Annotated in this window: 11 protein-coding genes; 3 read left to right on the top strand and 8 right to left on the bottom strand. The window is 64.9% G+C overall.

The annotated features are described in order from the left end of the window. Nucleotides 1-864: 864 nt before the first annotated feature. The 3 genes from ACFXN1_RS50730 to ACFXN1_RS50720 form a co-directional block, all read right to left on the bottom strand. Nucleotides 865-1,029, bottom strand: coding sequence for a hypothetical protein (locus tag ACFXN1_RS50730; protein ID WP_379446405.1), 165 nt, complete (start codon nucleotides 1,027-1,029; stop codon nucleotides 865-867). Nucleotides 1,030-1,473: 444 nt separating this feature from the next. Further along, entirely contained in the window at nucleotides 1,474-1,656 is a 183-nt protein-coding gene (locus ACFXN1_RS50725; protein WP_379446404.1) for a hypothetical protein, read from the bottom strand. A 1-nt stretch (nucleotide 1,657) separates the two neighbouring features. Beyond that, a complete protein-coding gene (locus tag ACFXN1_RS50720) occupies nucleotides 1,658-2,185 on the bottom strand; it encodes an ADP-ribosyltransferase (protein ID WP_379446402.1) in 528 nt (175 codons plus the stop codon). 941 nt (nucleotides 2,186-3,126) lie between these two features. Between ACFXN1_RS50720 and ACFXN1_RS50715 the strand changes: the two genes are divergently transcribed. Together ACFXN1_RS50715 and ACFXN1_RS50710 are read left to right on the top strand one after the other, a co-directional pair. After that, entirely contained in the window at nucleotides 3,127-3,351 is a 225-nt protein-coding gene (locus ACFXN1_RS50715) for a hypothetical protein (protein ID WP_379446401.1), read from the top strand. Between the two features lie 187 nt (nucleotides 3,352-3,538). Then, entirely contained in the window at nucleotides 3,539-3,865 is a 327-nt protein-coding gene (locus ACFXN1_RS50710) for a hypothetical protein (protein ID WP_379446400.1), read from the top strand. A 165-nt stretch (nucleotides 3,866-4,030) separates the two neighbouring features. Here ACFXN1_RS50710 and ACFXN1_RS50705 read toward each other — a convergent pair whose 3' ends face one another. The 5 genes from ACFXN1_RS50705 to ACFXN1_RS50685 all read right to left on the bottom strand — a co-directional run bounded on the left by ACFXN1_RS50705 (nucleotide 4,031) and on the right by ACFXN1_RS50685 (nucleotide 6,567). Further along, a complete protein-coding gene (locus ACFXN1_RS50705) occupies nucleotides 4,031-4,402 on the bottom strand; it encodes an isochorismatase family protein (protein ID WP_379446398.1) in 372 nt (123 codons plus the stop codon). Nucleotides 4,403-4,466: 64 nt separating this feature from the next. After that, entirely contained in the window at nucleotides 4,467-4,763 is a 297-nt protein-coding gene (locus tag ACFXN1_RS50700; protein ID WP_379446397.1) for a hypothetical protein, read from the bottom strand. After that, a complete protein-coding gene (locus ACFXN1_RS50695) occupies nucleotides 4,760-5,011 on the bottom strand; it encodes a hypothetical protein (protein WP_354851518.1) in 252 nt (83 codons plus the stop codon). The genes ACFXN1_RS50700 and ACFXN1_RS50695 overlap by 4 nt, the downstream gene beginning before the upstream one ends. 10 nt (nucleotides 5,012-5,021) lie before the next feature. Beyond that, a complete protein-coding gene (locus tag ACFXN1_RS50690) occupies nucleotides 5,022-5,432 on the bottom strand; it encodes a hypothetical protein (RefSeq protein ID WP_379446396.1) in 411 nt (136 codons plus the stop codon). A 976-nt stretch (nucleotides 5,433-6,408) separates the two neighbouring features. Further along, nucleotides 6,409-6,567, bottom strand: a complete 159-nt coding sequence (locus ACFXN1_RS50685) for a hypothetical protein (protein WP_379446395.1) — start codon at nucleotides 6,565-6,567, stop codon at nucleotides 6,409-6,411. Between the two features lie 385 nt (nucleotides 6,568-6,952). Here ACFXN1_RS50685 and ACFXN1_RS50680 point away from each other — a divergent pair, with 385 nt between their 5' ends. Continuing rightward, a complete protein-coding gene (locus tag ACFXN1_RS50680; RefSeq protein ID WP_379446394.1) occupies nucleotides 6,953-7,255 on the top strand; it encodes a DUF6907 domain-containing protein in 303 nt (100 codons plus the stop codon). Nucleotides 7,256-7,713: the final 458 nt, after the last annotated feature.

Here is a 7,713-nt window from a genome sequence, read left to right as displayed (position 1 = left end):
CCATGCGTCGGGTCACAGTCTTCGTGCGCGCCTGCATCTGCGGCCCGGTCAGCGATACCGCCATCAATCTCGTCATGGCCACTCCGATCAGCCAAAGTGTCAACCGCCGGACGTGTTGCAACGGCATCTCGAGGGATCGAGCGCCACAACTCGTCCAGCCGACATTCCATAGTCACGCACCCAAACCTTCACGCTGACATGATCATTCACGCGGTGATGCAGCGATCCCTTGAACCCACAATCGTTTTCCGAACACGTCGACGGTGGGGCCTGCCCGCAAGTGGCTTGTCGGCCAGATCCCTGGCGGGTCTAGCGTTGGGATGGCGAGTAGGGACATTGTGGTGACGGTTGGCGAGGACGACTGGCTCACGTTGAACGATGCCGCCGACTGCGCGGGGATGAGCGTGAAGGCCTAAGTCTTCTGCTGGGGAGTGCGGCTGCTGGCTTTGCAGGCCAGGCCTGGCGGCGCGCCGCAGAACGGCCGCTCCGGTGCCGCGAGAACCGGATGGCGCGCATTACCGGAGCCCATCGAGGAATCGGAGACGGCTGCGTGGACGAAAACCTTCGCACAGCGCCTGTCGGATCGCGGCGACCGGCGTCTCCCCGACACCGAGCTGTGGCTGTAACGGTGGGGGCTTTTCGCCGCGGCGTGGCGAGGGACCGGTTCGGCAGTCGCGCGCCTACGATGATCGGACGGTCATCCGGGATATGGCTGCTCGGGTGCCCGCTGCGAGAGATATGCGTACCCCCGGGTGCACGCACCCGGGGGTCGGCCCTGGAGCGTTCCTACAGGCGAGGAGCATGCGGTCGCACCAGGCCGCGACCGGCGATCATTCGTTTCCCCGACATCGGCCTGTTGGCGCGCTACTCGCAGATGTCGAATTCTGCTGCCAAACCGACTGATTCGAGTATCCGTGTGACGCAGTAGGAGCCCTCGATGCACATCGCGCAGTGCCGCCGGTCGGCGAAATCGCGGGCCGCAAGCAGGGCTCGGATGCCGACCACGCCGAAAAACGTCACCGCCGTCATGTCGACGCGGGTCGATTCGCCGATGCCGAGGCTTGTCGAAAATCGCCTGCTTTAACGTGGGGGCGGTCAGAACATCGATCTCGCCGCAGACGGTGCAGACGTGGTGTCATCGAGCGTGGTCGTCGTCGCCGAAGTGGGCATGAGATCGGGATCAGTTTGGTGATACATCACCATCACCTGGTTTCGGGGCGTGAGGGCTGAACGCCATTCGCTGTCAGCGCCCTGCACAGCCGCGAGTGACCAGGCTTCTTCCTAAACCCTGACTTGGTCGTACTGCGGTGCATATATCGCCAACGACATAGCAACCGACCGGTTTTCGGGTTCTGATCGGCTGGAGGGTCGGTCGCGGCTCGTACACTGCGCGGGTGATCTCCGACCCGCTGGATGAGCATCCAGCCAGCTTCGACTTCGACTTCACTCGGATCTTCGGCGAGCTGGAGACGGCTACCTGGTGATCTCACCGGCAGCGCGCACGAACTGCTGAGGCTGCTTGCTGGTCTTGCCAGCCGGGGTATGGCGACGGATCTTGATACCCAGCTTCTCGGCTTCACGGCGAATCTGTTCGCGCTCTTCAGGCGTGATTTCTACGCGCTCGACACGCATCGTTTCCTGCGTCAAGGCTCCCATTTCACGCCTCCCTCACGAATCCCTGAATACGCCACATGCTACGCGCATGGTCCCATTCGACACCACTTGTGATGTACCGGCGCATGTCGATGAGCAACACTTCCCGCTCGGACTTGATCGGTGCGAGCTTGCCGAGCCGCAACGCCGGGGTGCCTGTCGGCACGATCAAGTCCAGGATCACCCCGGGACGGCGACGCATCGATGGCGGCGGGTATTCCAACCCGGAGGTCGACATGAATCCCCGGTGGATGAACTGTCTCTCGACCAGGTCTTGCGCATCGTCTTCCTCGTCCCGCTCGCCGCGAAGTCCGAAGCGCTCGGCCAGGGCTTCGCGGGTCACCCGCACCGGTTCGCGCAGAGGAGACTTCGCCAGACCGGATCGGATCAGCTCGATATGACCGACAACCAGCGGCGTCTTCTTGTCCTCATCGCCCCACAAGGCGGCGTTGATCTGCTCGAAGTGGTTATACGCATACGCGCGGATCGCTCGGGCCTCGTCGGCGGTGAGCAGCGATAGGTCCTGACCCACGAGGGCAGTTTCTGATCAGCGACCGGTCCGGGCACTGGGTGCAGACCAGAGTGTCCGCGGCTTTGGCGCGGGCGGAGTGTGACCTCCCATCTGAATGCCAGTCGCTGATTCTCACTTCGATGTCAGCGGGTCGGGACGGCAGGGTGTCGTGGGCTCCCGAATTTCGAGGCGTCTCGCCGTGCGAGTGGGCTCGAACCACGAGCAATTTCCCAGAATCTGCGACGGCCGGGGCGGAAATCGTTGTCGGCGTCTCCATCCCGGCCGCAGCATCGTTGCCGACGCCCGCGGTCTTTACTGAGGGCTGTGAGCCCAAGGGGTGAACAGGGGTCGTGGCAACGGGTCTTGCCGCCACCGATGCCTCGGTCTTTTCTGAGAGCTCTACGCCCAGTCACTCTTGAGGGGTCGGAGCGGCGGCAAGCTGAGTCGGGTCACGAAGGTCCGGTCTTATCCGAGGGCTTGGAGCCCCGTGCGGTTAAAGGACTCACCGTGACCGCCAACCGTTACGACATAAGTAGTAGGAGTGCGGCTATACCGCGTAACTCACCCGGACGCCCGGGTCACACGGTTTTCGAGACGAGGTGCCGCCGTACGGGGGCTGCCGGGAGCCGGGCCTGCCCCGTTCGCCGTCACGGTGACGGAACGGGCCAGCCGTCTCTCCTTGGTTCGCGGCCGCGGGGCCCGGGCGACAACCGACCCTCTGCGCGGCGAGGGCATTGCCGTGCCCTGCGGGCCACCACCAACGGTCCACACGGACGAAGTAACCCCATTCCGCGCCCGTTCGTGTCGGTGGTGCCACGGCTGGCTCATGTCACCGGAATCGGTCGTGGCGTGCATTGGCCGCAGGCGATCACATGGCTGTCATCGCTCAGACTCCGAGGAGTCGGGCCGCAGGGTCACGAGGTTAACCGAGGGCGATGCCGTCGCGGCGGACGATCGGGCCCATGCGTGACGGTGCCGATCGAGGTTCCCGTCGAGCCCAATTCAGAGCGGACACAGGCCGCCCGGCAGAACACACCCGGGCGTTCGAGGCCGCGGTGCGAGCGCGCGGCCGAACTCGGGCCGGGTGGTTGGAGACCCACGGGCGCGGTGTCGAGCCCGAGGATCTGGCGGCGGTGCGCCGCACCGGGATCATCGTCCAGGTGGCGCCCGCGAGCGTGCCGAGCTGACCCTCTCAGACATCGCGGCCTGAGCTGGGCGCCGGCGCTAGGAAATCGGGCGTAGCGAGCTACCGACCCGCCTGTTCTTTGTCGAACGCGCATTCGATGTATGCGGCGCGTCGGCGGGGATTGCGCACATCCAGCAATGACAATATGAAGCATGAGTTGTCAGGTAAAAAGCTGTCCGAACGAGGCCGTGACCGCAAGAGATCTCGATCCCGACAAGATCGGCGGCTGGTCCAGCTATTCGTACCAGGTCGATCTGTGTCAGCCACACGCAACCGCGCTGGTGCTCATGGGCGACCAGATCAAGGACCTCGGTAAGTTCACCGTCCAATCCGTAGGATCCCTCACCAGCGGATCCGTGAGCTGGCGCTCCAGCGGAGCTCTGCCCGCGGGGATGAAGATTCCCCTTGAGGTGCTCCAGATCGGAAGCCGGACGCCGTCGACGATCGATCTGTACATCGATGCCGCCCAATCGCGAAAGCTCATCGAGGTCCTGGAGTTACACGCCGAGTTGTAGGAAGAAGGAGACGGTGTCCCGGCTCAGTGAACCTGACATACGCGCACACTGGTGACCTGCGATGCTGTGGAAGTCCTACCGGCTGGAAAGATTCGCGGGGCTCGGTATCGTCGTAGGTCGCTCCGGTCGATATAGCTGTCCGGCACCAGGTTCGCTGAGTCGGCATCACTTCAACTGAGCGAGGACAGACGAGGCCGCTCCGAGCGTGTCGCTCGACGAGTGACAACCTCGGCGGCATAGGCGCCGCCGGGGCTGTGGTCCAGCTTGGTACCCGTCGCGTCCAAGACCCCCGCCGCCGGGGCGGCCGCGACGTCTAACGCCCTCATCCAGATCGGCCATGGCGTCGGTCGCGAGCGTGACATGGTAGCCGTGTTCGTAGCCGGCACGGGCGGTCGACTCCACGCCGATGCTGGTGGTGAGCCCGGCCAGCACGAGTCGGTCAGCTGCCGTCGACTGATCACAGACCGCGTGATCCGATCCAGCTGCTTCTGCTCCACCGCGCCAGTATGCCGCGCACTCGCGAATGACCTGCCGCAATCACCCCGACCCCGTGAAGGGTTGCCGGGCAACGAGTTACAGACCGGACCAAACGTTCACCGTGCTACAGGTCCAGCGACGCGCGCAGCGCCTCCTCGACCCTCTCCATGGTCTCTGGTTCGGTGCTGGCGATCCGCTCACCCACCCATTGGCGATACAGCCGATGCGTCGCGGCGGTATTAACCCACCCGTGCTCGGGGATCGGCACGGTCAGCAGGTCGCCGTCACCTTCTTCGAGCAGGTCCAGGCCCATGAGCCAGGGCCGCTCGCTGTCGAGCACCGCCTGGTTGGAGGCCAGCAGCACGATCTTCGTCAGTGCTGCACCGGGTTGTCCGTAATAGTGGATATCCCCGCGCCTCACGCAGCGCCCTTGTGGCGGCGCGCAGCCTCAGCAGCATCGGCAGCGGCCTGCTCGGCCTCGTACTCGGCGGCGGCGTCCGCCTCGGCGACCGGCTTGCTCACCGGCCGGAAGTCGCGAATCGCCTTGTCACGGCAGGCTTTCGAGATCCATGCCGAGGGCGACATCCCGGCCAGACCAGCCTCACGTTCGGCGATCTCCCACGCGCTGGACTCCAGCGACAGCGAAACCTTCGTAGTCCGACGAGTCATACCTGCGATCCTACCCGCGACCCGACCCGATAGTCACGCGACCGGATACGGCTGACCGGATACGGCTGACCGGATACGGCTGCAGGACCGCCACCTCGGCAGCGTCACGATCGGCCCGCACCCCACGAAATGAGGGATGCCGTAGCAGCCCCTCGGCACTGACCTCCCTGCACTCGATATCGGCCACGATGACCGGCACCACCCACCGCTCAGCCCCGGCGACCTCGCCCGGCACCGAGCCCGCCATCGGCGGATCCGGCACCTGCAACTGCTGCAGCGCCGAGTACAGGACACGACGAGCCCGATCGGTGAAACCCGTTCCCGCAGACCCGATATACCGCAGCGACCCGTCCGCCCACCGTGATCGCCAGCTATTACGATCACGGCCGGACCTCGGCAGGGTCGATGTCCCGCCGTCCACGCCATCTGGTCCGCTTGGCGAAGACCACCTCTCCAACCAACACGGGCCTGCTCAGACAACACCTGCGGTTGCCACAGCGTCGACGACCGCAGGTGTATCACGTTGCAATGCAGCCAGTCTCGTCTCCAGGTTCGCCCACATCGCGCGAGGCCGTGATGCCACGCGCTGGACTCTCCACCACCGTGGTGGTGGACATCGCCGTCGTTCGCTGCGCTCGCGGACTACGCTCGGCGGGCAAAACCCCGTTGGGTCCGGCCGGCTGCCGAGGTTGAGGGTCCGCCACTCTGGCCCGCTGCCGTCGGCGAGCAGTTCGCGCAGTCGCGAGATCAGAACGCGGCCGATACCGAATCGATCACCCTGAGCAGGCGATCACGACGCCAAGCCCTGGAAGGGGTTCGGCAACGGGTACTCGACGGGCGTCTTCCACCACGGGTCATCGGGTTCGGGCTGAACAGCGGCGGCGCTCCAGCTGCTGGGATTCTGGATGGGCCCGAGTACCGGACAGTCGCTGGCACCTCCGGAAGCGCATGCTGGGTCGGTGTCGGCGTGGGCAAATCCGGTACCCGCTCCGAATACGATCGGGACGGCGATTGCGGCCACAACAAAGACTCTTTTCAAGGCGGTTCTCCTGAACACCGGTGCGACATGGTGGGCCGATGCCTACGAATACGAGGCACGCGGCGCGTGAATTTCGCTGGTCGACAAGACATTCCGCGATCTTCGGACGTCTTGGTTGAATCGCTGTCGCTACCGGCGTCCAGCTTCGCCACCGCGTTCTCACCAGCGGGTGAGACACGCTCGGCTCGAGCACATCATCAATAGTGCCGCAACCTACGGTACCGTAGGTTGCTCGCCACCGCCAAGGCGATCATGATTCCTCGACAACCACACCCGGCGCGATGGACCGCTCGCCGGCTAGGACGCGGTCCGCCACGTAGAAGACACGCTCACCGGCCGAATCGAGGCCCGGGCCAGATCAGCAGCGCGGCAGCGTGCCGCTCCGGAACAAGCCGTTGCCGTCCGCGTACCCGCCGTATGCCCAGCCGACCCAGTCTATTTCGGCGCCGATGTTGCCATACCACTCCGCGATCGTCCGGTACCAGATGTTGCCCGCCTTGATCCAGGACCTGGGCAATCACGACCACTACGGGTTCGCCGGGCTCGTAGCAGACGGTGGCCCCGGACTGCGCAAGCCTGAAGCTCACCAGACGAGCCCCGGACCGCGTGCGTCGGTCCGGGGACCCGTTCGGGGGTAATCGCCCTCGCTGGCTGCACCAGTTTGGTTGACGGGTGCACCGTACAAGGTCAAAGAATCACGTGCGGTGGTGGGGTTTGTGGGTGCAGTCGCAGCGGCGTCCGGCAACGGCACGGCCTAACTGTACTAACCAGGTCGGCCCCCGACCCTACGCGGCGGACGACGACGCTTCCCCGACGCCACCCCACCGCGGCGAAACAGCCTACCGCCGTGCGGGTTCCGCTGTGGGTGGCGGCTGCACGCCGGGTTGGGCAGGATAGAGCCCATGAGTCAAAACCCGTGCCCGCGATGGTGTTCCGAACACATCTACCTCAACGCCGCAGACCCCGACGCGGAGCCACTGCACCGCAGCGCCCCCGAGGAGCTGGCCATCTCAGGCACGAACCTGGCACAGGTATCAGCGATGGTCCGGGTCCGGATCGAAGGGGCATACACCCCCGAGGGGTTCTTCGAAGAATGGGCCGAGTTCAACATTGCGGGCAACGACACCGAACTGACCGCCGTGGAACTGCGCGCGCTGGCGCGCCTACTCGACCGCACCGCCGACCGACTCCAGGGCACGGGGTAGCCTCCAGCCGCGGTCACACATACGACTCCTGTGCACTCACCGCCACATGATCTGAACCGCCACGGTTTTGGGACCGGTGTTTGTGCCGGGTTGAAGAAGATGATCGGTACCCCAGCGACGTGCAGCTGTTAGAAGTCCGCGGGAGTTGCGGTGGTCGTGTCGGTCAGCAGAACGGTTGGGTGCAGGGCCAGAACGGCTTCCACGCTCATGGCCCAGTCTGGGGTGACATTGGCAGGCCAACAACCGCGGGGACCTTCGCAGAAGTACCGCGCCCGACCAGATGGCCGCCGAGACCCAACGTGTAGACGGTCTGCGCGAGGGTGCCGAACCTGTCGACGGCGATGATGCGACCCGAGTCCTGGACCAATGCCGTTAACTTACGCGCTGATGTAGCCGGATCTCGGCGGGTTCTGGGTGGTTGATGTTCTTGTGCTGCACCGTTTTTCGTGGGAATTTGT

It is taken from the genome of Nocardia sp. NPDC059154 (assembly GCF_042755705.1).
Lineage (GTDB): Bacteria > Actinomycetota > Actinomycetes > Mycobacteriales > Mycobacteriaceae > Nocardia.
The sequence above is the reverse complement of the archived record's forward strand: the minus strand, read 5'-3'. Positions and strand labels throughout refer to the sequence as shown.

Excerpts from the sequence above, each read along its gene's own strand:
- ACFXN1_RS50730 (WP_379446405.1), bottom strand. The coding sequence starts at position 1,029 with ATGACGGCGGTGACGTTTTTCGGCGTGGTCGGCATCCGAGCCCTGCTT.
- ACFXN1_RS50695 (WP_354851518.1), bottom strand. The coding sequence starts at position 5,011 with ATGACTCGTCGGACTACGAAGGTTTCGCTGTCGCTGGAGTCCAGCGCG.
- ACFXN1_RS50725 (WP_379446404.1), bottom strand. The coding sequence starts at position 1,656 with ATGGGAGCCTTGACGCAGGAAACGATGCGTGTCGAGCGCGTAGAAATC.
- ACFXN1_RS50715 (WP_379446401.1), top strand. The coding sequence starts at position 3,127 with ATGCGTGACGGTGCCGATCGAGGTTCCCGTCGAGCCCAATTCAGAGCG.
- ACFXN1_RS50680 (WP_379446394.1), top strand. The coding sequence starts at position 6,953 with ATGAGTCAAAACCCGTGCCCGCGATGGTGTTCCGAACACATCTACCTC.